This is a genomic window from Brevibacillus laterosporus (genome assembly GCA_007833815.1).
Taxonomy (GTDB): domain Bacteria; phylum Bacillota; class Bacilli; order Brevibacillales; family Brevibacillaceae; genus Brevibacillus_B; species Brevibacillus_B laterosporus_D.
On sequence record CP033464.1, the window covers coordinates 1,769,552 to 1,793,902 of the forward strand.

Annotated in this window: 18 protein-coding genes, 2 pseudogenes and 1 riboswitch; of the genes and pseudogenes, 16 read left to right on the forward strand and 4 right to left on the reverse strand. The window is 41.4% G+C overall.

What is annotated here, in order from left to right; all coding sequences use genetic code 11:
* The first annotated feature begins 378 nt into the window (after positions 1–378).
* A complete protein-coding gene (locus EEL30_10015; protein ID QDX92629.1) occupies positions 379–1,287 on the forward strand; it encodes a cation transporter in 909 nt (302 codons plus the stop codon).
* A gap of 54 nt (positions 1,288–1,341) precedes the next feature.
* Here the strand turns inward: EEL30_10015 and EEL30_10020 are convergent, their stop codons facing one another.
* Complete coding sequence (locus EEL30_10020; protein QDX92630.1) at positions 1,342–2,349, reverse strand: metal-dependent hydrolase; 1,008 nt, start codon at positions 2,347–2,349, stop codon at positions 1,342–1,344.
* 256 nt (positions 2,350–2,605) lie between these two features.
* Between EEL30_10020 and mutY the strand changes: the two genes are divergently transcribed.
* From mutY to EEL30_10060, 8 genes and pseudogenes are all read left to right on the forward strand, one after another.
* Complete coding sequence (mutY, locus tag EEL30_10025; GenBank protein ID QDX92631.1) at positions 2,606–3,706, forward strand: A/G-specific adenine glycosylase; 1,101 nt, start codon at positions 2,606–2,608, stop codon at positions 3,704–3,706.
* A 1,050-nt stretch (positions 3,707–4,756) separates the two neighbouring features.
* Entirely contained in the window at positions 4,757–5,515 is a 759-nt protein-coding gene (gene fabL / locus EEL30_10030) for an enoyl-[acyl-carrier-protein] reductase FabL (protein ID QDX92632.1), read from the forward strand.
* Between the two features lie 104 nt (positions 5,516–5,619).
* Positions 5,620–6,033, forward strand: a complete 414-nt coding sequence (locus EEL30_10035; GenBank protein ID QDX92633.1) for a GNAT family N-acetyltransferase — start codon at positions 5,620–5,622, stop codon at positions 6,031–6,033.
* A gap of 44 nt (positions 6,034–6,077) precedes the next feature.
* The gene (locus EEL30_10040) at positions 6,078–6,620 is read left to right on the forward strand and encodes a DUF402 domain-containing protein (protein QDX92634.1); all 543 of its coding nucleotides are present in this window, start codon (positions 6,078–6,080) and stop codon (positions 6,618–6,620) included.
* Positions 6,621–6,626: 6 nt separating this feature from the next.
* Positions 6,627–6,871: pseudogene (locus EEL30_10045) on the forward strand (hypothetical protein).
* Positions 6,868–8,661, forward strand: coding sequence for an ABC transporter ATP-binding protein (locus EEL30_10050; protein QDX92635.1), 1,794 nt, complete (start codon positions 6,868–6,870; stop codon positions 8,659–8,661). The pseudogene EEL30_10045 and the gene EEL30_10050 overlap by 4 nt, the downstream one beginning before the upstream one ends.
* 68 nt (positions 8,662–8,729) lie before the next feature.
* Positions 8,730–9,941: an MFS transporter gene (locus tag EEL30_10055; protein ID QDX92636.1), complete on the forward strand. Its 1,212-nt coding sequence runs from the start codon at positions 8,730–8,732 to the stop codon at positions 9,939–9,941.
* Positions 9,942–9,987: 46 nt separating this feature from the next.
* The gene (locus EEL30_10060; GenBank protein QDX92637.1) at positions 9,988–10,605 is read left to right on the forward strand and encodes a hypothetical protein; all 618 of its coding nucleotides are present in this window, start codon (positions 9,988–9,990) and stop codon (positions 10,603–10,605) included.
* 73 nt (positions 10,606–10,678) lie between these two features.
* Here the strand turns inward: EEL30_10060 and EEL30_10065 are convergent, their stop codons facing one another.
* The 3 genes from EEL30_10065 to EEL30_10075 all read right to left on the reverse strand — a co-directional run bounded on the left by EEL30_10065 (position 10,679) and on the right by EEL30_10075 (position 18,169).
* Positions 10,679–11,362, reverse strand: coding sequence for a zinc metallopeptidase (locus EEL30_10065; protein ID QDX92638.1), 684 nt, complete (start codon positions 11,360–11,362; stop codon positions 10,679–10,681).
* Between the two features lie 263 nt (positions 11,363–11,625).
* The gene (locus tag EEL30_10070; GenBank protein ID QDX92639.1) at positions 11,626–16,206 is read right to left on the reverse strand and encodes a glutamate synthase; all 4,581 of its coding nucleotides are present in this window, start codon (positions 16,204–16,206) and stop codon (positions 11,626–11,628) included.
* Positions 16,207–16,873: 667 nt separating this feature from the next.
* The gene (locus EEL30_10075) at positions 16,874–18,169 is read right to left on the reverse strand and encodes a glutamate-1-semialdehyde 2,1-aminomutase (GenBank protein ID QDX92640.1); all 1,296 of its coding nucleotides are present in this window, start codon (positions 18,167–18,169) and stop codon (positions 16,874–16,876) included.
* Between the two features lie 153 nt (positions 18,170–18,322).
* Between EEL30_10075 and EEL30_10080 the strand changes: the two genes are divergently transcribed.
* The 7 genes and pseudogenes from EEL30_10080 to EEL30_10110 all read left to right on the forward strand — a co-directional run bounded on the left by EEL30_10080 (position 18,323) and on the right by EEL30_10110 (position 24,287).
* The gene (locus EEL30_10080) at positions 18,323–19,318 is read left to right on the forward strand and encodes an ATP-binding cassette domain-containing protein (protein ID QDX92641.1); all 996 of its coding nucleotides are present in this window, start codon (positions 18,323–18,325) and stop codon (positions 19,316–19,318) included.
* Position 19,319: 1 nt separating this feature from the next.
* The gene (locus EEL30_10085) at positions 19,320–20,114 is read left to right on the forward strand and encodes a daunorubicin ABC transporter permease (GenBank protein QDX92642.1); all 795 of its coding nucleotides are present in this window, start codon (positions 19,320–19,322) and stop codon (positions 20,112–20,114) included.
* Between the two features lie 4 nt (positions 20,115–20,118).
* Positions 20,119–20,907, forward strand: coding sequence for an ABC transporter permease (locus EEL30_10090; protein ID QDX92643.1), 789 nt, complete (start codon positions 20,119–20,121; stop codon positions 20,905–20,907).
* A 361-nt stretch (positions 20,908–21,268) separates the two neighbouring features.
* Positions 21,269–21,520 carry a hypothetical protein gene (locus EEL30_10095; protein ID QDX92644.1) on the forward strand — a complete coding sequence of 84 codons (252 nt, stop codon included), beginning with the start codon at positions 21,269–21,271 and terminating at the stop codon, positions 21,518–21,520.
* 134 nt (positions 21,521–21,654) lie between these two features.
* A complete protein-coding gene (locus EEL30_10100; protein QDX92645.1) occupies positions 21,655–22,011 on the forward strand; it encodes a hypothetical protein in 357 nt (118 codons plus the stop codon).
* Between the two features lie 751 nt (positions 22,012–22,762).
* Positions 22,763–22,974, forward strand: a pseudogene (locus tag EEL30_10105) (DNA-binding protein).
* 232 nt (positions 22,975–23,206) lie between these two features.
* Positions 23,207–23,360: riboswitch (FMN riboswitch) on the forward strand.
* Positions 23,361–23,639: 279 nt separating this feature from the next.
* A complete protein-coding gene (locus EEL30_10110; GenBank protein ID QDX95727.1) occupies positions 23,640–24,287 on the forward strand; it encodes an ECF transporter S component in 648 nt (215 codons plus the stop codon).
* Positions 24,288–24,351: the final 64 nt, after the last annotated feature.

Here is a 24,351-nt window from a genome sequence, read left to right on the forward strand (position 1 = left end):
ACCTTTTTTGATTTGTAAAGTAATAACAAGTAAGCGTATGTCTTCAAAAGGCTAGGTTATAAGAGACGCGAGAGTTCGTCCATAAAACGAATCCAGCACAAATTCACATATGGAACCCATCATTTTCTACTGTTCTTCTCACGTTTTTCTTACCTCCTAGATATAAATAAATCTAAGGAGGAAGGGTTTCGTTTCCACTTCTCTCTGTATGAGATTTTCAGGCATGATCCGATTTCATTTTTTATATAAAGTTTCCCTCAGGCAATTTTTTTTCCTTACAGATGCAATCCTGCCTTTTTGCAAAAACGTTTCTCTAGACTAACACGGTTTTCAGTCGTTACCATAAAGATAGAAAGTTTGGTATGAGGAGGATTGACTGTGGAAAGTTTAGAAGGGGGCACCAAACTCCTGAAATACAAAAAGGGAAGCAAAGCCATTAAAATTAGCATCTTCCTTTATTTAATCCTGTCTGTCAGTAAGATCTTGGCGGGTATGTTTGCACAATCTGAGGCGTTGACAGCAGATGGATGGAATAACGTCTCAGATGTACTGGCGTCAATTGCTCTGATGATCGGTATGTATATTTCCCAAAAGCCAGCCGATCACAATCATCGATATGGACATTTTCGTGCAGAAACGACAGCAGCTCTATTAGCGGCTTTTATGATGGCAGTGGTAGGAATAGAAGTGTTACGAGATGCTTTCATGAAATTATGGAGGCCAGAAGCGCAAGTAATAGCTCCCGATTCTTTATCCATGTATGTAGCTTTGGGTGGTGCCCTCATTTTATATCTCTTATCTCGCTACAATATGGCTATCGCAAAAGAAACAGATAATTTGGCAGTCATGACTGCCGCTTATGATAATCGAAGCGACGCGATCATCAGTATAGGGACTTTGATTGGTATTGGTGCAGCTCGACTGGGGTGGTTATGGGCGGACGCCTTGGTGGCGCTCATTGTGGGCTTACTAATTATTAAGACGGCATATGTGGTTGGAAAACAAGCAGTTGACAGCTTGATGGATGCCTTTGAGGAAGATAAATGGCAAGAGATACATGATCGAATCCTGGAAGTGAATGGTGTTAGCCGAGTGACTGATTTACGGGCACGCTATCACGGAAGTGCTGTTCATGTTGATTGTATCATAGAGGTACCTTCATCACTGACAGTAGCAGAGAGTCATGATGTCACGGATAAAATTGAAGATTATCTGAAAGGTTTTAATGGTATTGAACGTATGTTGATTCATGTAGAACCAGCTACGAGCAGACAAAATAAATCCTGACCATAGAAGGAACAAAGAGAAAAAGCTCCTCATTGACGAGGAGCTTTTTCCATCTTAATTAACTTGAATCTCTTTTTTAGGGTTTAATTTTTTTGTTAATTGGTCTTCACTGTGGTGAATCCAGCCTACAAACGAATCACGAATTTGCTTATCTTGATCTAGATAAACCACGGCTACCAGCATGTAGTGGGATTTACCCATATGCTTAGCACGATAGCGTAAATCTTTCCATTTTACTTCATAGCCAAATGAACGTTGAATCACTTCAGCATGCACATGGTGGGTAAAGGAAAGAAAAGCCTGCACTTTTTTATCCTGTCTAGTGATGGTAATAAGATCTGGCTCCACTTTTGGAATTGGAAAAATATCAAGCACCAGTGGTTCTGAATCTTGATGCATCTCCCCTACATACCATTGCTGAGACGTTTTTACTACGAACGTCCACTGACTCCATGAATAAGTAGGAATCAGTGTGTACTCTCCTTCTAGCCCCAAAGAGGATTGAAGATAGGTTACCTCGCGTGCGTGGACCCGATATCTTTTTACATAATACAAGGCAATAAACAGGTAAATAACCAGGAACAGCTTCCCAGGCTCAGCACCAGCAGCCCATAATAACAGACCGATGATATGCAAGGCAAAAATTAGTGGATCAAAGATAAACATAGTACAAAGAGCAACCCATTTTCGATTAAAGGGTCGCAGTGCCTGCGTTCCGTAGGCATTAAATATATCGACAAATACATGTAGAAAGACAGCAAAGAATGTCCAACCAAGTAAATGCCCCCAATGTTGTTGCGGCATAAAGAATTGGATAAGTCCACAAATGGAAAGTGTCCAGATAAAAATAGCGGGGATCGAATGAGAGGCTCCCCGATGGTTGCGAATATATGTTGCATTACCGAGTAGACGAGTAAAACCGTCAAAATCGGGTGCTTGTTGACCAATGACTGTTCCAATCATTACCGCTTCAGCTAAACCAGGATCGTTTGCTACAACAGGATCTAAGTGAGCAAGAGCAGCTAAACCAAAACCGATGGCAAAATGCGTGGCAGTATCCACTAGAAGATTTCTCCTTTCGCACGGGGATGGTGGAAAAATTATGGCACAACTAACGTGATTCTTCAATGCTTTCGAGAAAAAAGCTATACTTTCTTTCTACATATAGCATAAACAATACGTTTAGGATGGCAAATGTAGGAGATCGCTTGTTCAAATCTCTTTTTTTTGGCAAGATGGGAATAGATGATCTTTGCACGAATTGCAATATATTGATTAGATGTAACCTGAATGAGCAAAGGGGAAACAGAGAAAAAGCATGACAAGAAAAAAACAACCAACCATTTATACGCTGCCCGATGAATTTCAAGCATTTGATTTTGCTCAAGATCTCTTATACTGGTATGATGCCCAAAAGCGCGACTTACCATGGCGAATAAATCGAGATCCATATCGTGTCTGGGTATCAGAAATTATGCTACAGCAGACCCGTGTAGAAACCGTTAAACCCTACTATCAAAATTTTATGCAAAAATTCCCTACAGTGGAAGCATTAGCTGTCGCTCCTGAAGAAGATGTTCTAAAAGCATGGGAGGGACTAGGGTATTATTCCCGAGCAAGGAACTTACAAGCCGCAGCTCGTGAAGTCACAGTTTCCTATGGAGGCGTTGTTCCTGACACACCTGAAAAAATTTCTAAATTAAAGGGTGTGGGACCATACACAGCGGGAGCTATTTTAAGTATAGCTTACGAAGTGCCTGTGCCAGCAGTGGACGGAAATGTAATGCGTGTATTTTCCAGACTTTTACTTATGGATGATGATATTGCTAAACCAGCAACACGTGTGAAAATGGAACAACTAGTGAAACAAACGATTCCAATTGGACGAGCAGGTGATTTCAACCAAGCAATTATGGAATTAGGTGCACTCGTTTGTCTACCTAAGAATCCACAATGCCTAACCTGTCCCGTATTTGATTATTGTCTGGCTAGAAGGGAAGGCGTGCAGGATACGTTGCCTGTCAAAGGAAAAGCAAAGCCGCCGCGTCCGGTCCAATTACTAACAGTGGTGGTTAAACGAGGAGCCCAATTCCTCATACAAAAGCGCCCTGAACAGGGATTATTAGCTGGATTATGGGAATTTCCAATGATAGAGCATGCAGGTACAAACGATGACGAGGAGCAATTGCTACGTTTCTTGGAAAAAGAGTATGGTCTTGAAGTAGCTTTGGGGGATTATCTGATGAATGTACAGCATACCTTCTCACATTTGCATTGGAATGTGGATGTCTATGTGATGGAGCACATGTCAGGTGAGCTGCTAAAAGAGAATGCTGTGTTTGTTACCTCAGTGGAAATGGAGCAATACGCATTCCCAGTATTACACAATAAGATAATAGCCGAGGTATTGGAGAAGTAAGAAAATTGATAAATGGTAAAGCCCCCTTCACAAAAAAGGGGGCTTTACATGCCTACTCTGATTTTTTAGAATCGATTCATTAAATAATGATGCTCCATGCAACGTTGTTGGTTATCTTCACGAATTTTTTCAATACGTTTAAGTTGGATATAATCTCGGTATGTTTTCTCTGGTGATTTCTTTTTACGTTCAATGATAATAGTAAAAAAGATCATTGGAATATGCACAGTGCACATCCTCCTTTTATTTTTTGTTCATCCAGTCAGGTCCCATCTAGCGCCTTTACACCTACAAATTTCATGCGTTGTTTACGTTTAACATTTCTCATCCCAACATTCCCCCATTCAAATTAAGAATACTTACATAATATACGGCGTTTGAGCGTCTAACATGTATCGTTTTTCATCGCGTTCCTTAATCCATTGCTCTTGAAAATGAAGTTCTGTTTGTCGTTCAACAGGTTGCTTGTTGCGCTTAATCTGAACGGAAAACATTAAAAAATGAAATACCATGATTCATGTCACCCCCTTTCAATAGGTACGAAATAAGAACATAAAAAGACCGTAAGATATGGGTATCTCACGGTCTGGGCGTGTAAAGTGAATAAGCACCGCAAGAGATACCTCTCCTACGATCTACTTATCAGGTATAAAGAATGGCTAAACAACCATCACCTGTCGGGAAGCAAGGAGAGAAGATGTTATGAAATTATGCATAGCACTATTGTTGCCAACTAATTGTGTTAAGATTCCCATAATCATCATTTTCTGTACCTCCTTTCCAAATGGTTGCTGTTATTTCTTAATAGTATGGTATTATTTTCAATTTGTAAAGTATAAAATCAATCATTTATGAAAAAAAATTAAATTCCGAAAAAAATATAAAATAGTTTACAATAATTGGGTTATGGAGGCTACACCTCACCTGCATTTGCACGTAGCGATAGGCTGACATAGCCTGTATAATATAGAAGTCAATTAGTACCAGATGTTAATAGCTGGTAGATGGAACGTTCATTTTTTATTTTTCTAGAGGGAAGGGAAGAAATATATGAGTCGAAATGGTAAAGTCGCGTTAGTTACAGGTGGAACAAGGGGCATTGGGAAGGCAATTGCTCATCAGTTAGCAGATCAAGGCTATGATTTAGTGATTAACTATTTACGCAATCGTACAGCAGCTAGAGAAACAGCAGCAGAACTGGAAGCGAAAGGTGTTCGCGTTCATTTGGTGAAAACCAATGTTGGAGATGTTGCAAAAATCAAAGAAATGTTTAAAGAGATAGATGAGGTATTTGGTCGTTTGGATATTCTCGTTAACAATGCAGCGTCCGGTGTACTACGACCTTTAATGGAACTAGAAGAGAGTCACTGGGATTGGACTATGGAAATTAACAGTAAAGCTTTATTATTCTGTGCGCAAGAGGCAGCGAAATTGATGCAAAAGACAAATGATGGTGGTAAAATTGTGAGCTTGTCCAGTCTGGGCTCTATTCGTGTTATTGAAAACTATACAACTGTGGGGGTCTCCAAGGCTGCTGTAGAGGCTTTAACGCGTTATCTTGCTGTAGAACTAGCACCTTATAATATCTCTGTAAATGCTGTTTCCGGTGGCGTTGTTGATACAGGTGCATTAAAGCATTTCCCAAACCGAGAAGAGTTATTAGAAGCATCCGCTAACCGCACTCCAGTAGGTCGCATGGTAGAAGAAGAGGATCTTGCAAATGCGGCGATTTTCTTGTTATCAGACCAAGCTAAAATGATTTGCGGACAGACAATTATTGTTGATGGCGGTATTTCTTTACTGGTTTAGTTCCTGTTAGAAAACTGCTACAATGTTAGGTGTGTTTAAGGGGACAAACTTTCCTCGGTAGTGTACAATAGAAAAATGAAGCCCGTCTAAGGGAGGCGCCTATTATGATTATTCGGACGTTTCGTCTGGGCGATTATGCGGCAATTACTCGTATTTGGCAAGAAACAGAATTAGATCGGACTGATATGGAAACGATGGATTCTCTTGCCAAACAATTGGCTTGGGACAGCGACTTGGTTATGGTGGCTGAGGAAGATGGAGAAGTTGTAGGTGTTATTGTCGGCACGATAGATGGAACGCGTGCTTATTTTTATCGTTTAGCTGTTTCGCTTTCTTCCCAAGGATTGGGCATAGGTCGTAAGCTAGTGGAAGCTCTAGAGAATCGTTTTCATCAACGTGGCGTCAATCAGATTCTTATCATGGTAAATCAGGCAAATGAACGCGTGTTGCCCTTTTACCAAACTATGGGATATGAGTTACAACAGTATATTACGCTTTCCAAAAAGATTTCTTTCTAAGGAAATATTTCTGGAGGGTACAAAATTTGAGAAAGGGGAGAGTCATGTCGTCGCAAGTACCAGGATCCATTATACGCATTGAAAGCTTCAAACATAATCAGTCCTTACATCGTACTTGGGATCGCACTACGCTTATTCATACAAGCGATGCAGTGGTGATAGCCGGTAATGATCGTGTCAAAGTCACAGAGTCTGATGGGCGTGAATGGCGTACCAGAGAGCCTGCAATCTGTACATTTGGACGTGGTCAATGGTTTAATATTCTAGCCATGATGCGGGATGACGGGATTTACTATTACTGTAATATCGGTTCTCCTTTCAGCTTAAAAGGAAATTTACTCAGCTACATTGACTATGATCTGGATGTGAAAATCTACCCAGATATGACCTATACGGTATTGGATGAAGAAGAATATGCCCTACATAGCGGACAAATGAATTACCCGCCATATGTGAAAGAACGGGTTCATTTGGCGTTGGATGAGGTTTTGGAATGGATCAAAGCGAGACGTGGGCCTTTCCAGAACGGGTTTGTTCAGAGGTGGTATGAACGTTACCAGCTGTTGAAACACCATGATGAAGATTGAGCAATTATATGTAACGGACACACCCCTGTTATCGGTCAAGCGAAATTTGGCAACGATAACAGGGGTATTTTTCAATCAAACACGCCTACAATAGTTAGAAAACGGAAGAAACCGGGTAAAAGGGCTGTTACCATATACTTGGCAACAAGACAATACCCTTTATCTAGTGTAAAATCGGGTCACAGAGACTTAGGCTTCGGGAAAAAGAGGCGCATCCATCTTTCACACTGACAGCAGGGGGGATGCTATGAGTAGCATACGCAGATATCTACATTATGTGGGACCTTACAAAGGGAAAATTTTTGTAACTATTGGCATCGGTATTGTAAAATTTGGAATCCCATTACTAATGCCATTAATTCTCAAATACGTGATAGACACTTTAGTTACTGGTACAATGCCCAAGGAAGATAAGCTAAATCAACTGTTTTGGTTAATGGGTGCAGCTTTCTTTCTGTTTACAATCGTGCGAGCTCCGGTAGAGTATTATCGCCAATATTACGCACAATGGATATCTAGTCGTGTTTTGTTTGATATTCGTAATCAATTATTTAGCCACCTACAGAAATTATCCATGCGTTTTTATAACAATCATAAAGTGGGCGAGATTATATCACGAGTGGTAAATGACGTAGAGCAGACCAAAAGTTTTATTGAAACGGGTCTTATGAACATTTGGCTAGATTTGGTGACTATTCTTATTACGCTTTCCATTATGTTATTTATGGACGTAAAACTAACTATGATTGCTATTGTTGTATTTCCTTTGTATGGATTCTCGATTAAGTATTTTTACAAGAGATTGCGCCAATTAACCAGAGATCGTTCGCAGAGGCTAGCAGAATTACAGGGGCATTTGCATGAACGAGTTAATGGAATTTCCGTTACTCGTAGTTTTGCTTTGGAAGAGTATGAAGCCAAACAATTTGAAAAGAAAAATCAAAGATTCCTTGATAAAGCCTTAGAGCAAACTAGCTGGAATGCCTATACGTTTTCTGTGGTCAACTCTATAACTGATATTGCGCCGCTTTTAGTTATTGGATTTGCAGGTTATCAAGTCATCCAAGACGCATTGACTATTGGAACGCTAATGGCTTTTTACGCTTATCTGGAGCGTCTATATACACCACTTAGACGAGTTGTTAATTCATCGACCACATTGACACAAGCGATCGCTTCTATGGATCGCATGTTTGAATTTATTGATGAAAAGTATGATGTCGTAGATCGACCTGGAGCTTGTACATTGCCCGTGAACTCTGAAACCAAACGGATTAGCGGGCGTGTAGAGTTTGAACAGGTTACATTTGCTTATAACAAAGGAGATGAACCGGTTTTACATGATGTACATTTACGAATTGAACCGGGTGAAACGGTAGCGCTAGTCGGTATGTCGGGTGGTGGAAAGTCGTCTCTTATTAGTTTAATTCCACGATTTTGGGATGTGACGCATGGACGTATCCTCATTGATGGCATAGATGTAAGGGACGTTACCCAAAACAGCTTGCGAGAGCAGATTGGGATTGTTATGCAGGACAATATTCTGTTTAGTGAGTCAGCTAGGACCAATATTACGATGGGGAATCCAGATGCAACAGAAGAGGAGATGCTGGCAGCAGCTAAAGCGGCGAATGCGCATGACTTTATTAGTGAGCTATCGGAAGGCTACGACACTGAATTAGGTGAGAGAGGAGTCAAGCTTTCTGGTGGGCAGAAACAACGTATTGCTATTGCCCGCGTCTTTTTGAAGGACCCTGCTATTTTAATTTTAGATGAAGCCACTTCCGCATTAGATTTGGAATCAGAGCACATGATTCAAGAATCCTTAGCTCATCTGGCAAAAGGTAGAACGACTATTATTGTGGCTCATCGTTTATCTACCATTACCCATGCAGACAAAATTGTGGTGTTAAAAGATGGTCGAATTGTGGAGATGGGCAGACATGAAGAATTACTTCAGCAGCAAGGGGCTTATCATACCTTGTGGAACGTGCAGGATTTTGGCAATGTGGATCAGGAAGCTATATCGATGAAAGCATGACCAGTTATATCCAACAAAGAAAAAACAGCCTCTGACTTTTTCACTGGCTTAAAGCAAGGAGTGAGGGTATGGAGATCTGGAAACGTAATTTGTTTGTTCTCTGTGGTGCTTTGTTTATCGTTATGGTGGGAATGAGTATGGTTATGCCATTTCTCCCGCTCTTTATTCAAGAAGAATTACATATCACGGACACAAATGATGCAACGTTGTGGTCTGGGATCATATTTGGTGCAAACTTTTTGACGGCTGGACTAGTTTCACCGATATGGGGGAACTTGGCAGATAAGTATGGGCGTAAAATTATGATACTCCGCTCTGGTTTTTTAATGTCAATTACAATTGGTCTAACCGGATTAGCAGGTAATGTGTGGCATTTGTTATTACTGCGTTTATTAAACGGAACGATTAGCGGAATCATCCCAGCCAGTAATGCTTTAGTAGCTTCTAGCGTGCCTAAAGAGCGCTCAGGCTGGGCATTAGGTATTTTGCAATCTTGCGTTGTATCTGGTTCGATTATGGGGCCCTTCTTTGGGGGCTTGCTTGCCGATCTAGTTGGGTACCGTGCTGTGTTCATGGTAACAGGTGGTTTATTGTTTATAGCTACTCTCATCATTACGTTTACTGTAAAGGAAGATTTTACACCCTTGCCAAAAACGGAACAGACAAGCCTGCGAGATGACTTCAAGATGGTGTTTACAAGCAAAACGTTGCCGGTCCTGTTTGCTGTGACTGTAATCATTCAGTTTGCTTTGAATGGAATTGTTCCGATTTTGCCTATCTTTGTTAAAGAGCTGATTGGCAGTGGTGATAAGGTAGCTTTTTTTGCAGGGATGGTTACAGCTATGACAGGTGTAGCTAATGTGCTAGCCTCTCCTCAATTAGGAAAGCTGGGAGATCGCATTGGTTCGCATAAGGTATTGCTTGGCTGCTTACTCGCATCTGCTATCGTATATATTCCGACGGCGATGGTGCAATCGTTCTGGCAGTTGCTCATCTTACGTTTCCTGGCAGGATTATGCGTAGGTGGTCTATTACCAGCTGTGAATTCGTTGCTACGACAAGCTACTCCAAGTCATATGGTTAGTCGAGTATTTGGCTATAATAATAGCTTTCTGTGTCTCGGCAATATGCTTGGACCGATGACGGGGGGCTTTTTGGCTGGCTATGTAGGGCTGAACGGTGTATTCTTAATGACAAGTATTCTCCTCTTTTTAAATTTTTTGTGGTTCTTATATGTGGTTCGACACGGATTTCAAGCGGTGTCGAGCGATAAGGCGTAACGTGCTAATACGTTTCGTCGTCCTACTGATAAAGGAGTGAACAAACATGAAAAAATGGACAGGCTTTCTACTTTTATCAGCTCTAGTAGTAGCTTTGGCAGGTTGTAGTGGTAATCAGCCAGACCAGAAGCCTACAACTCCAACAACATCGACAGAGACTACTCAACCAGCTACTGACCCTACAAAACCAGCTGGAAGTAAGCATGCCAATATGGATGAAAAAGAAGCTGTCGCGTTGGCGGCAGAGGGAGCATACGCATATGCGTATGTGTTGCAAGGTGGTAAAATGGAACCAGGTGAAATCAAGAGTTTTACTCATGATGGTAAGGAGTATCGTTATGTAGGAAGTGATCTTGATACGAAAGAAAAATTGATGAAATATCTGGAGAATATCTATACAAAAGCAACAAGTGATAAACTAATGACCAATCTTCAGTTGATTGAAAAAGATGGAAAGCTTGCTCAACCAAACGCAGATAAAGGTAGTATGCTTCAATGGGCAAATGGACAGGCAGAAATGATTACAGAGAATCAAAACGGCAGGGAGTATGAGATTAAAGTTCCTTCTGGAGAAGGCGATCAAGTCGATTTTAAAGGTTATTCTGTACGTATTAAACAAGAGAATGGCGTATGGAAGCTTGATACGATTCCTGGTGTGAAGTAGAGTACATGCATCCAATACACAAAAAAGGCGCCCCTGATGGGACGCCTTTTTGTGTATTCAACCAAAGTACAATTTAGTCGTCGCTGTCTCGTCTAAACAACCAGACATACTCTAGCAACTGTAACACAGACATGAGAGCTGCTGCTACATAAGTAAGAGCTGCAGCACCAAGTACGGCCTTTACTCCTCTCTCTTCTGAATTTCGGATATAGCCCATTTTAATCATAAGATCTTTGGCGCGGCTACTAGCATTAAATTCAACTGGCAATGTAATGACTTGGAAGAGAACGGCCACGCTAAAAGCAATGATCCCAAGTAGGAAGAGACCGCTAACCTTCAAGAAGATACCACCCAGTAGCAAGAAAGGAGCGATCCCAGAAGTAAGATTTACCAGCGGGAAAATGCGATGTCTCGCAACTAGCATCGGATAATCAACCTTGTGCTGAATCGCGTGACCTACCTCATGGCAGGCTACAGATACTGCTGAGATGGAGTCATTAAAATACACTGGGTCCGACAAGCGTACCGTTTTAGAAATAGGGTCATAGTGGTCTGTAAGAGTACCTGGTATATGTTCGACTGGAATATGAGACAAGCCGTTAGAATCGAGCATGTGTCGAGCGGCTTCTGCGCCGGTCATTCCAGAGGAAACAGGTACCTCCGAATATTTGCTAAACGTTCCTTTTACACGGAATTGTGCCCACATCGTGAGACCGAATGCTGCCAGAATTAATAGCGTCCATGGGGTAAAAAACATGTATATTCACTCCTATCTATGATGATCAATTCTTGTCCTTTTCTCATCCTATGTTCATTGTGCACTAAACATGGTGAGAAGACACAAAAATACATCTTACATTTAAAGAAATTGCTTGTGTTGCGTCATACAGTCTTATCCGTTAATTTACATACGAATTAGATCAAGAAAGGTTTCATTTATTTTGATAATACCATAAAAAAAGAAGATGAAACCAGAAAAGCAAGCCCGCGAACAGGGCTTGCTTCTTCTCTCCTCTTTTCTTACTCTGTTGACACAGACGGATCAGCTTGCTCTCTTTTTGGTGTAATTTGCACAAAATGGGCTTCTGGTTGTTCCAATAATTTTTGAATAAGCACTGCTTCCTCGTATTGCTCTGTGGCTAATAGCTCTTCTTTATATTTTCCTAACAGCTCCGACACATCAGAGATACCTTTGGAATCTAGCTTGTAGATGAATACTTTGGCTCCTTTGGCGATACGGCGTTCCAAGGCGTCTTGATCAAAGCCTAATTCTGGTTGTAGTCGGACATATACGGTACCACCTGTCATCCCGGCACAAATCCACGGACCTGGATCACCTAGTACGATTGCTCGCCCATTTGTCATGTATTCAAAAGCGAATCCTTTAAGATTGGAGCGAGCACCTAAACCTCCTAATTGATCCTGAAGGGGCTCAGTAATGGCACCTCCAAACACGACATCTGCACCGGAAAGACGAATGCAGGCACGTGAGTCGGCATTCCCTTGAACGATGAATAGCCCTTTTTGCGCACCGTAGCAAAAGCTTTTACCGACAGAACCGTTTATATACTGCCCGTGGGCTCCCCTAGATTTGAGGATAGAAACAATGCCTCCAAAGCTAGTTTTACCTACGCCGTCTTGCGCACCACCCTGCACTCGAATTCGCACTCCTTCCGCATTGTAGGCTGCAAGTCCGTTTCCTGGAACACTACCTTGATCAAGGTGCAGAGAGACTTCTGGCAAGGACGTATAGCTTCCGTCCAAATAAGGTTTGACTCGTGCCCCCGACCAACGACTCCCAAGTACTCGTTCTCCTGACAAAATCGCAGAGAATTTTTCCAGAATGGGTTGATCTGGACTAAAATAACGATCTTTTTCATGGTTTTGTTGTGCTTTTTCCGTTAACCCTGCTGCTACCAGTACCTTAGCAACGGTAGATTCATAAATAGCTTCACGATGTTGATTGGGAGTAAACAAAGGATGGACTAAGAGTAGTGACTCCAAATCCATTTGTTTTAATCCGCGAGCTTGCACCAACAAATCGGATCGACCAACCAAATCTTGTGTATGTGTAAATCCAAGCACAGCCGTAATTCGTTGTAATTCCTGACCCAATTGGGTGAACAGATTGGTAAGTCCAGCTACTGCCAAATCTAATTGACGAGGGACAAAACGACGTAAGCCTTTTTCATGTGCTTCTTCCATATTGTCAATTTGAGTGGCTATTCCTACATGACAGGTATCTAAATGACAGCCTCGGCAGGTGGTACAACCTACAGCGATCATGGCCAATGTAGCAAATCCAATGCGATTGGCTCCTAACATCATTAATTTAGCCACATCCAGCGCACTTTTGACACCACCATCTGCCCATAACTCTACTTTGTCGCGTAGACCAGCCTCCAATAAGGCATTATGAGCTGCTTTTACACCAATCTCGGCAGGCAGTCCAACGTGTTGTAGGGCATGCACACGGGCAGCTCCTGTACCTCCGTCAAACCCTGATAAGGTAATATAATCAGCACCGGCTTTGGCTACTCCGACAGCAATGGTCCCGATATTTGGTACGATTGGCACTTTTACGCATACCTTTGCTTGATGATTGGCTGTTTTTAGTTCTGTAATCATTTGAGCCAAATCTTCAATTGAGTAGATGTCATGGTTGTTGGAAGGTGAAATTAGATCGGACCCTACAGTAGCATTACGGGCAGCTGCAATTTTTTCTGTAACTTTAGAGCCAGGCAAATGCCCGCCTTCTCCTGGTTTAGCACCTTGCCCAATCTTGATTTCCAATAAGTTTGAAGAATTAGCCAATTCTACATTTACACCAAAACGTCCCGATGCAATTTGTTGACCGCGTGTGCGTGGATATTTACCAAGCATGTCTTTAATCTCTCCGCCCTCACCGTTCATGGAAATCATATTTAGGCGATCGGCTGCTTCTGCATAAGCTCGGAAGGCTGTTTCATTCTGTGAACCAAATGACATGGAAGAAATCATAAATGGTAACGAATGCTCACCCACGCTGTTGTCCACTTGATTAGGCTGAATGTGAGCCGAATCTTGCTGACTATGTCCTTTTTCATAAGCAATATCAGTTAAATGACGAATAGAAATGGGGTTTTCCTGTTCGTTTTCTTCTAGCTTTAACGCGTAATCTGCATAAGGAATTTCGGCACTGGCAATTTGACCAATAGCTTTCCATAAACGCGGGAATAAATGAAATGTTCGTGCCTCACGCGCTTTTTCGTCCCTATACAATTCGTAGCGTTGACGACTTTCCATTTCTAACTGCTCAAGTGACAAGCCAGCTTTATCCGAGCCACAGAAGGTTGGAATCTCTAAGATGTTTGCAACCTCTGTACTAATACCTATGGCAGAGAAGAGGCGTCCATAGCCACGTAGCTCGTGAATACCGATTGTTGACGTTACTTTTTCTAGACCTTTGGTTAAAGCTGTAAATAGATTACTAACAGATGCTGTGCCACCTTTTGCATATACAGTGGCAAACAACACATGTGGAGCCACTGCCTCTGCACCGCTTCCCAACAGAAGAGCGATATCATGCAAGGAACGAATAGCACCAGAGCGAACGATGATACTTACTTGGCGTCGCAGGTTCTTGGTAGGTGCTTCCGTTTGTTTGAGTGCTCTGTCTATTTGGGCTGTTACTAGCAAAGGATCGATAAAATATTGGTTGTCTAGATGGGCCATTGAGTCATCAAGAATCAGCAAGGATGCCCCTTTTTCGACAGCTTGACAGGCTTCTTGTGCAAGTCGTTCCAATGCTTCTGACAAACGTTCTGCTTCTCGGAATACGGTTGGCAAGACGACTACACTGTGTGGATTTTTATGAAAAGTAGAAATAATTTGTTCTAAGGTCATCATTCCTTGAGGAGAAGCAAGCTCTTGAAACGATTGTCCTTCTACTAGTAAGGGTGAAGCGATCTCCATACGAGTGTGTGGTGTTGTCTCTTTCTGTGAGAGTAATGAGCGTTTTCCTAAGACCACACGGGTTGAAAAATGCTCTATTTCACGGTCTCTGTCAATAGCCGGATTGGTTACAACCGCTACACTTTCTTTGATATAATCGCTGATATTCTGACGTTCTTTTGAAAGGGATGCGAGTGGTCCATCATAACCAAGGGAGCGAATCGGTTCCGCACCATTAGAAGCCATTTGCTCAATCAGTTGGATTTGTTCCCGATCCCAGCCAAAAGCACTGAATATTTGAGCGGTGGGGGCCTCATAATCATAGGAGGCAGGGACTGATTCACTGTGATAAGCATAATGTAAGTGCTGACGGAAGTGTTGACAGGCAATCTTTGTCTGGAAGCTAGCTACGACAAGCTCTCGTAATGAAGAATGACTATGAATTGTGATGCCTTGTTGGTTTAGTTGGACACCAATTTTTTCCCCAGGTGCTAATGATTTTGGTTCGCTAACCATCTCTGAGACAGGAATAATGCCTTGTTCGGAGGAGAAATAGAGTGATTGTTCGCTTTCTACCATCCAGACGGGGCGCAATCCCAAGGAGTCTACACTAAATACGCATTGATCCGCGTAGCGAGAGACGATTCCCGCAGGACCCTGAGCAAAGTGCCCCCAAGCCTGTCGTAAATAAGTGTATAAATCCTGTAAATCATGAGATAACAATTTCATTTCATTGTGTATTGGTGGGAAAATAACTTCTAAGGACTCAAACAGGGTTAATCCATAGCGATGAATAAAGGTTTCAATGGTACGGTTTAGATTTTGAGAGTCACTACCGCCTTCCACTAACGGAACTTGTAGCATACTGGCCTCTTCTTCTAGTTTACTAATGGTATTAATTTCACCATTGTGCCCTAATAAAGAAAAAGGCTGGACTCGGAAAAAGTTAGATAATGTGTTGGTTGAGTAGCGATTATGACCGATCGTAACAGTGGAGGTGAAGGATGAATCAGCCAAATCTACGAAATAGCGGGGCAAGATGTTTGCTGCGCCCATTAGTTTGTAAGAAGCGGTGCGACTGCTGAGGGAAGCAACATGTACATGATAGGTATCTTCAATTTCAATGTGTAGGTCAAATAATTTGCTAGCATACTGTTCTGGAGTTAGAGTAATCGTCTGGGTAGCTTGGTTTGGCATTAAGGCGATTTGCCAAAAAAGTGGCTCATCTTGCCTTCCGTTTTTTCCTAATACGTCCGAATGGACTTGATTTTCACGCTCAGTTAGAATGGTTAGTCCATGCTTTTTAATAAGCAAACCAATTCCTTCTTGGACTTTTTCTACTTCATATCCTTTGCGTGGAACGAAAATATGGGCAACAGCAAAGGTAGGATCATACGCCAGATCGCTTTCAAATATTGATTTTTCCAAATATTTTTCCCAAATATTGCGTGGGATATCGGTTAAAACACCACATCCATCACCTTCTCCATCAATAAATCCAGAGCGATGCTCCATTTGAACGAGGGAACGAATGGTTTCATCTACGTTTTTTCTTGTAGGTTTTCCTGTTTTCTCAATAATACAGATAATTCCGCAGCTATCGTGTTCTGTTGTGTGATAATTCCGAAAGTTATTAGTTTGCGTATGCTTTTCATTTCTCTTTTGCATAGTAACGGTCAGCAGGTCTGACCTCCACCTCCTTAGTTATTCTAAAGACAGTTGGGTGTAGATTCTTTTTAGAGGAGTAGACCTCAACGTGGATGTTCTTGTAGCAAATAGGGGAAGCATAATGGTATTTACAATTGAGAATAACATGAAAAGGGCAGGCAAAACAATAACAAAACAGTTAATTATACAAATGTAAGCGTTTTTATGCAAACTTTTTTTCTGATAATCGTGTATTTACTGAGTGATTAAGCAATATTTTGCTATTTTTTTGTATAAATTATACAAAAAATAACCCCCACTAAAGGGGGCTATTTTCTTTAATGATCCTGCTTTTCTGTTTTGTGATGCTCTGTTTTACGTGGATTTTGGAAGCTTAGAAATTCCAGTGGTTTTGCACTCATTTTGGGATCAGTAAAGGTTTGTTCGGGTGCTTGTGGGAAGTCATTTTTACCTCTTGACATTGAAAAGCCCTCCTGTGTTAGCTCATTTTGAGTGAAAACAAGATTAGTTTTCCCGCTAAGACGAGAAGTTGTCCGCTAGGTTTTTTCCATTTTTGCTAAACCAATTTCTACAAAAACGAAGCATAACTCTTCCATTGAGCTGAAAGGGTTGGCGTGAAAAAACCTCCCATCATTAAAGCTGTGGGAGGTCTATTGACTAGATTTCTTTATTTTTGTGCCATTTTAGCAAAGCAACGATTTACTGCACCGATAGTTTCAGTAATGTCTGCTTCGGTATGAGCTGTTGTGACAAACCAAGCTTCGTATTTAGACGGTGCAAGGCAAATACCCTCGTCCAATAACAAACGGAAGAATTGGGCAAACTGTTCTCCATCAGCACTTTGGGCTCCATCATAATCTGTAACGGTTACATCGGTAAAGTAGACAGCTAATGCCCCTTTTACGCGATTAATACGAATAGTTATGCCATGGCTCTCCGCAGCTTGACTGATACCAGCTTCCAGCATTGTGCCTAGACGATCTAGTTCTTCATATACACCCGGTTGTTTCAGCACTTCTAAGCAAGCGATACCTGCTTTAATGGAGGCAGGGTTTCCGGCATGCGTACCAGCTTGATAAGCAGGTCCAAGTGGTGCGACTTGCTCCATTATTTCACGTCGACCGCCATATGCGCCAATTGGTAAGCCACCGCCAATAATTTTACCCAATGCAGTTAAATCAGGCTCGACTCCAAGTAGATTCTGCGCTCCACCATAGCAGAAGCGGAAGGCAGTGATTACTTCGTCATATACTACAAGGGCTCCAGCTTCGTGTGTCAGGCGATTCACTTCTTGCAAGAAGCCATCGTGTGGCATAACGATTCCAAAGTTACCGACGATAGGCTCAACCAAAACAGCTGCAATTTCATGGCCCCATTTTTCTAGCGCTTCTTTATAAGCCTCTACATTATTAAATGGAACGGTGATGACTTCATTGGCAATACTTTGTGGGATACCAGCGCTGTCAGGAATTCCTAGCGTTGATGGACCAGAACCAGCAGCTACCAGTACTAAATCAGAATGTCCGTGATAGCAGCCAGCGAATTTAATAATTTTCGTACGATTGGTGTAAGCACGAGCCACACGAATGCATGTCATAACAGATTCTGTACCTGAGTTATTAAAGCGAATACGTTCCATGGAAGGGATTGCTTCACGAATCATTTCAGCAAAGGTAATCTCCCAAGGTGTAGGCGTTCCATACAGGGTGCCGTTTTGTGCAGCATCCACGATTGCTTTCGTAACGTGTGGGTGAGCATGTCCAGTAATAATGGGACCGTACGCTGCCAAATAATCTATATATTTATTGCCATCTGCGTCCCAGAAATAAGCTCCTTGTGCTTTGGTCATGACGACAGGAGAACCGCCACCAACGGCCTTAAACGAACGGGAAGGGCTGTTTACGCCCCCTACAATGACTTCATAAGCTTGTTCATGCAGTTTAGTAGATTGTTCACGATTCATGATTTCTTCCACTCCTTTTTCAACCCTTTTATCATAACATAGGATACCGAGTGTAATTGAGGCAAGTTTCTTTTTGCAAGTTGTCATGCGCTCATATACACTATCTAACGTGGTAGTTACACATAAAGCCGGAGAGGAAGGAACGCGAGAAATATGATAAACGTAACGCAATTGGAGAAAGTATTTCGTATTCACCAAGCTCGCAATGGCTTGTCTGGTGCTTTTCGCGATCTTTTTCAACGAGAATATAAAACTGTACGGGCCGTTGATGAGCTTAGCTTTGATGTACAAGCAGGTGAAATGTTTGCCTTAATTGGTGAAAATGGGGCTGGAAAATCAACGACTATTAAAATGCTAACAGGCATTTTGACACCTTCTAGCGGAGAGATATTAATTAATGGTTATCATCCGTATAAGGAGCGCGAAAAATATGTTCAATCCATTGGTGTTGTATTTGGACAACGCTCGCAATTGTGGTGGGATTTGTCGCCATTAGAGTCGTTTCGTTTGTTGCGCCGTGTTTATAAGGTGGAAGAAGAGGCTGGACAGGCATGGCAAGATCGCTTAATAGAAGAATTGGATATGGGGCCGTTCATCCAGCAACCTGTTCGTAAATTAAGTCTCGGACAGCGGATGCGTTGTGAAATCGCTGCTGCACTAATTCACAAACCTAAGCTGTTGTTTCTTGATGAGCCAACAGTAGGCTTAGATGTCTTGGTCAAACAAAAGATTCGTGACTTCCTAAAAAGTCTGAACGAAACGGAAAATACAACCGTATTGCTTACCACCCACGATGTATCTGACATTGAAGCGCTCTGTAAACGGGTACTGGTCATGGACAGTGGTAAGTTGATTTTTGATGGACTCTTAACTGATTTGAAGGAGCGCTGGGGTAGCAAGACTGAAGTAGTGTTCCAATTTAAACAAAAGATGACAGCAGAACACCTGCGAGCTACTTTGTCTGAATTTGAATGCAAGGTAGAGAGTATCAATGCGTACTCGCTGTCTGTTTCGTTTCAACATGAAAAGCTGCCAGCCATTTTAACTCAAGTGATGGCTAGCTTTGAACTGACAGATGTCACGATCCAAGAAACTTCCACGGAAGAGATTGTACGCAACATTTACTCCACGACAAACGGGGGAGTATAGCATGTGGAAATTATATCAAGAGCTGATTCGGATTCGCTTTCTGACCATGCTGGCTTACCGGGTAAATTACTACAGCGGGATCATTATTTATGCGATTAACATCGGAGCTTATTATTTCTTATGGGGAGCAATTTATTCTGGACAGGATAATCTAGTAGGGATGTCTTTGGTTCAAATGACCTCCTACGTAGCGATTGCTTGGATGTCTCGCGCGTTTTACTTTAACAATATTGATCAAGAAATAGGACAAGATGTCAGAGAAGGAAAAGTGGCTATCGAGCTGATTCGTCCTTACAATTATCTGTCAGTTAAAACAGCACAAGCATTGGGAGAAGGGATTTTTCGTCTTGTGTTTTTTGCTTTTCCGGGTCTTCTCATCGTTCGCTTTTTTATTCCTTTCGAATTTCCACATAGTGGGGAAATATGGGGCATGTACAGTATAAGTCTGTTACTTGGTTTTGTGGTTAACACACAGATTAACTTGCTCACGGGCTTACTAACGTTTTTCTTTATGCGAAATGAAGGGATGATCATGGCAAAACGCATGGTTGTTGATTTGCTGTCAGGTGTAGTCATACCAATTAGTTTCTTTCCTGGAGTAACACAGACCATACTACAATTCCTGCCGTTTCAGGCAATCAATTTTACACCTAGTATGATTTTTACAGGTGCACTTAATGGGGATAAAGCATGGATAGCAATCGGCACGCAGGTTATCTGGGTAGCTATATTGTTTATACCGATTATTCTGTTGTGGCAGCGTGCAAAACGAAATTTGGTCGTGCAGGGAGGGTAGCCAGATGGGGCAGGTTATACGTTTGTTTCAGGATTATCTCAGCCAGTATTTTAAAGTAAAACTGTCGTATCGGGCCAACTTCATTACTGAATTGCTGTCCAATGTCGTAAGTGAACTGTTAAATCTGGTATTCATTCTAGTTGTATTTACGCATGTCCCAACCTTACAGGGCTGGACTATGTATGAGATTATTTTTATTTATGGATACTTCTTGGTGCCATATGCACTGTTTACGATGTTTTTTGGTTTTTGGGATTTCAATGAGCGTTATATCATTAAAGGAGAAATGGATCGCATTTTGACGAGACCAGTCAATCATTTAGCACAAATTTCGCTGGAGTCCATTTCGCCGGATCGTCTGTTTGGAGTGCTAACGGGTTTGTTAATTATGCTGTATGCGGGTTGGAAGCTTCAGCTCACAATCACCTGGTATGATCCAATTATCTTTATCCTGTTAGTATTGAGTAGTACCTTAATCTATGGTGGTGTTTATACAGCAATCGCGTCTGTCAGCTTTTATAGCGACTCACGTACGGGAATTGCTCCTATGATCTGGAATATTCAAAACTACGGGCGTTATCCGGTAGACATTTACAACAACGCAATTGCCATTTTATTGAAATGGATTTTGCCCTTTGCGTTTGTTGGTTTCTATCCTTCCGCTTATTTTTTGAAAAAAGAGGCCTTGTATGGGTACACGATGTTAACTCCTGTAATGGGAATTGTCTTTTTTACCTTAGGAATTTTGATTTGGAATCAAGGTGTGAAAAAATATAGCGGTGCAGGATCATAGGAATTAGCATAAAAAAATTATATTGTCAAATATCGAAATTAAGGGTATAATATCCAATTGGGAAAAGTTTCACATTCCTTCAGGGCAGGAAGGACGCACGAATAAAGACAGAACGTCAAATCTCTTATATATCAAGGGATTTGGCGTTTTATTTTTGGCGTAAATCTTGTTGGTAGGTTTTTTTGTAGGAAATTAGCGATAATGATAGGAGTTTCAGGGATGTTATAGGATATCACTTCAGCATCTGTTTTAGCGCTTTTACTGCATCTGACTGTAAATTTGGTGTCATATGTGAAAATAGATCAAGAGTAACTTTAATGCTAGAATCCGAGTGGAAGTGAGCTACAACGGAGGTTATTGTATGAAGAGATTTGTTGCAATGGTTTCAACTTTTGTACTACTATGTGGAATCATATTGCCTTCCACGGCATTTGCCAAAATAGCTGAATCGGAAAATGTTGAAAGTTTTGAAACTGATTTTTTATCTGATGAACCAAATGAAGAAGGACTATATGTAAAAGGAACAAAAGTAGTCAATTCCATTGTTCTAACTAGAACAGCAAATGATGAGGTTGACACAGTAATTAAAAAATTGAAGATTTATATGATTTAGATGGGGATTATATTAATACCAAAATAACAGCAACAGAGTTTACAAATAATTTTGACACAGGAGTAGCAGAATCTAAGGTTTATGAGGAAGAATTAAATCAAAAAAAAGCTATTAGGAACAAAACAAAAACCCTATTGAATGAAGAAAATGACCAAGAGGTGAAAAAGAATGTAGAAGCGGTATTTACAGATGTAGACTTGAGTTCAATTGAATCTAAGCCCGAACAAGGGATAGATTATAAAAAGTTAGAATTCGTGGATAAAGAAAATGCACAGTTAAAAGGAAATGGGGTGAATAAAATGGTTGTTAGAACCAGAATAAAGCTAGGTTTAATATTCTCGGCGCTAGCCTTAATAGGAGGTTTAGCATTGTTTTTTTATGAAACCTACAATGGCAGAGGGGGGGGTTGGTTATTTAATCTAATAAAAAGAATTTCCATAGGGGGGTGCTTGTTAACCTATTTTATTTTAGCGTGGAAACATGCAAAATGAGAAGACTTGAACCTCTCATGGCTAAAGCCACGAGATTCCTGCGCTATCACATCCAACGAAGTGAGAATTAGCAGGCTATCCCCGTAGTCCCTACGGTTATTGAAAAAAAGTATACGTTGGACTCTTCTCTCTGACCTACTGCTTGGTTTTCGCTTTTCGGTCAGAGAGGACGAAGGTGCTTGAATGTTTTACGCCACAAAGCATTCCTTATGGCAACCCCATACATTCAGTTTTCAATGAGCAATCTGTACAAGATTAGTATACCTGTTCTTGTTAGTTATTCAAAGAAGTAGTCGGTCAATTAACGTGTCAGAAGACACGCTTTGTCCGAAGCCGATTCATCTCATGATTAAAATCACGAGTGTTCTCGGCTAATTCATAAATTGATGATGGGGAAGTAGGTTACAGCTGAAAAGAAAAGCAAGGTTTCCTCAGATGAAATTTAACAAAACAAAAGCCCTCTATATAAATTAGGGCTTTTTTGTGCGGTCGAAAATCATTCTCACGTAGGTAAGATACCATTACATTCATCCTTATAGGTTGATATTTGATTTATCAGAGGAAAATTATTTCAATTTAAAACCTCTGCAAGTGCAACAAGAGGGATTCGGGTACGCATCGCAGCAAGCCGTACAGAACGGTGGAATTGGTTGGGGTATCCGAATGGAACTAGACAAACGGGGATTCAAATGAAGGCGTTTTAAGCTGGCGCTTGATTTGAATATCAGGTTAGTCAAGGAGGATGCGAGATATGAAGGGGATTAAAAAAGAGGAATTGCCAATTATTCTCGATTCCAAGGACATTCAAGAAATACTGAATATAGGCAGAAGGCAAACGAATGAATTATTAAATAATCCCCCTTTTCATGTAGAAAGGGTGGGAAAAAGGGGGTTATCAAAGTGTCTCGCGATGCCTTTTTTGGGTGGGTTGAGGGAAATAATGGTAAGCTTACGCAAGGGTAAATGCCCTTGCGTTTTTCGTTTTATGATGATAATATGCAGACATCGTTAATACTTATTAGGCAGATTCTTTCGGTAGGGATTTTGGTAGGATTCTGGTAGGAAACTTGAAGAAATCAAAGGATACTAATGTATCCATAAAGTAACGAGTTAACTAACAGAAAACAGTAATATCAAGCCTTAATGACACTGGAGATCACCAAATAGCTACTAACGAACACTAAGAAAACCACACACATTCCTTCGGGGCAGGGTGAAATTCCCGACCGGCGGTGATACGCATATCGAGCGTTAGTCCGCGAGCCGCTTTTGCTGTATGTAGGCAAGAGTGTGCAGGATCTGGTGAGATTCCAGAGCCGACAGTACAGTCTGGATGGGAGAAGGATGACGACAGTACGATGCACACGTGCTTATTTCGTTGCGTCGGCTGTAGGGAGAGGACTGCTCGATAAACAGCCCTTTTGTTTCCCTATACCCTCTTGATTAAGGTAGAATCGTCAGTATGCCCCTGAAGAAGCGCTATGCTTTTTTGGGGGCTTTTTTATTCTTTTTAAAGAGCGGAACAGTCGTCGTAGGCTTGATTTGGCTTTGGAACGAAAGATATTACGTGGTTGCGGATTGCTGTTGCCATCTCTCAAGAAGGAGAAAGTAGAGAGAGGATGGTCAACATGCAAGGAAAAGGAAAAACGAGTCACACGATTCAAAGAGAGCGTATTAAAAAGCTGGTTACAATACCTATGCTTTCCGCCATTGCGTTTCTACTGTACTATCTGGAGTTTCATGTACCGTTGATGCCCACTTTTTTAAAACTTGATTTCAGTACTATTCCAGCCATTATTGGAGGGCTTGTGTTTGGCCCAGCGGCGGGGGTGTTGATTGAAGTCTTAAAAAATGGATTACATCTCTTATTAAAAAACACAGATGGTTTTATCATTGGAGAAATTGCCAATACGATTGCGGGCGGAACCTTTGTGTTCCTAGCAGTTTATACGCAACGTTTATGCAAAAATAAAATTGGCTTTATTTTAGGTCTTTCAGCAGGCACGGTTGTTATGACAGCGATTATGGCCATGGCTAACTATTTTGTATTGTTGCCTTTCTATGCCGTGCTGTACTCAATCTCAATGGAGCAATTGCTACAAATGTTTCATATGGAAAGTTTGTGGAGTATGATCCTGCTCGGGATTGTGCCGTTTAATATCATTAAGGGAGTTATGCTGTCGCTTATTGCCTACCCGGTATTTGTGAAAATGTCGGCGCGACTTGGGTTAGTGACCGTGAAGCCTGTTACTTCAAGTAAACCAGTTATTTCGTAAACTTTTACGTTTTTCAACAAAATACAAACAAAAAAGAGGTCACCCCCCAGATATATGAGGGATG

Bases quoted from the DNA above. Each gene is read 5' to 3' on its own strand.
- mutY (QDX92631.1), top strand. From the start codon at position 2,606: ATGACAAGAAAAAAACAACCAACCATTTATACGCTGCCCGATGAATTT.
- fabL (QDX92632.1), top strand. From the start codon at position 4,757: ATGAGTCGAAATGGTAAAGTCGCGTTAGTTACAGGTGGAACAAGGGGC.
- EEL30_10035 (QDX92633.1), top strand. From the start codon at position 5,620: ATGATTATTCGGACGTTTCGTCTGGGCGATTATGCGGCAATTACTCGT.
- EEL30_10040 (QDX92634.1), top strand. From the start codon at position 6,078: ATGTCGTCGCAAGTACCAGGATCCATTATACGCATTGAAAGCTTCAAA.
- EEL30_10050 (QDX92635.1), top strand. From the start codon at position 6,868: ATGAGTAGCATACGCAGATATCTACATTATGTGGGACCTTACAAAGGG.
- EEL30_10055 (QDX92636.1), top strand. From the start codon at position 8,730: ATGGAGATCTGGAAACGTAATTTGTTTGTTCTCTGTGGTGCTTTGTTT.
- EEL30_10060 (QDX92637.1), top strand. From the start codon at position 9,988: ATGAAAAAATGGACAGGCTTTCTACTTTTATCAGCTCTAGTAGTAGCT.
- EEL30_10065 (QDX92638.1), bottom strand. From the start codon at position 11,362: ATGTTTTTTACCCCATGGACGCTATTAATTCTGGCAGCATTCGGTCTC.
- EEL30_10070 (QDX92639.1), bottom strand. From the start codon at position 16,206: ATGCAAAAGAGAAATGAAAAGCATACGCAAACTAATAACTTTCGGAAT.
- EEL30_10075 (QDX92640.1), bottom strand. From the start codon at position 18,169: ATGAATCGTGAACAATCTACTAAACTGCATGAACAAGCTTATGAAGTC.
- EEL30_10080 (QDX92641.1), top strand. From the start codon at position 18,323: ATGATAAACGTAACGCAATTGGAGAAAGTATTTCGTATTCACCAAGCT.
- EEL30_10085 (QDX92642.1), top strand. From the start codon at position 19,320: ATGTGGAAATTATATCAAGAGCTGATTCGGATTCGCTTTCTGACCATG.
- EEL30_10090 (QDX92643.1), top strand. From the start codon at position 20,119: ATGGGGCAGGTTATACGTTTGTTTCAGGATTATCTCAGCCAGTATTTT.
- EEL30_10095 (QDX92644.1), top strand. From the start codon at position 21,269: ATGAAGAGATTTGTTGCAATGGTTTCAACTTTTGTACTACTATGTGGA.
- EEL30_10110 (QDX95727.1), top strand. From the start codon at position 23,640: ATGCAAGGAAAAGGAAAAACGAGTCACACGATTCAAAGAGAGCGTATT.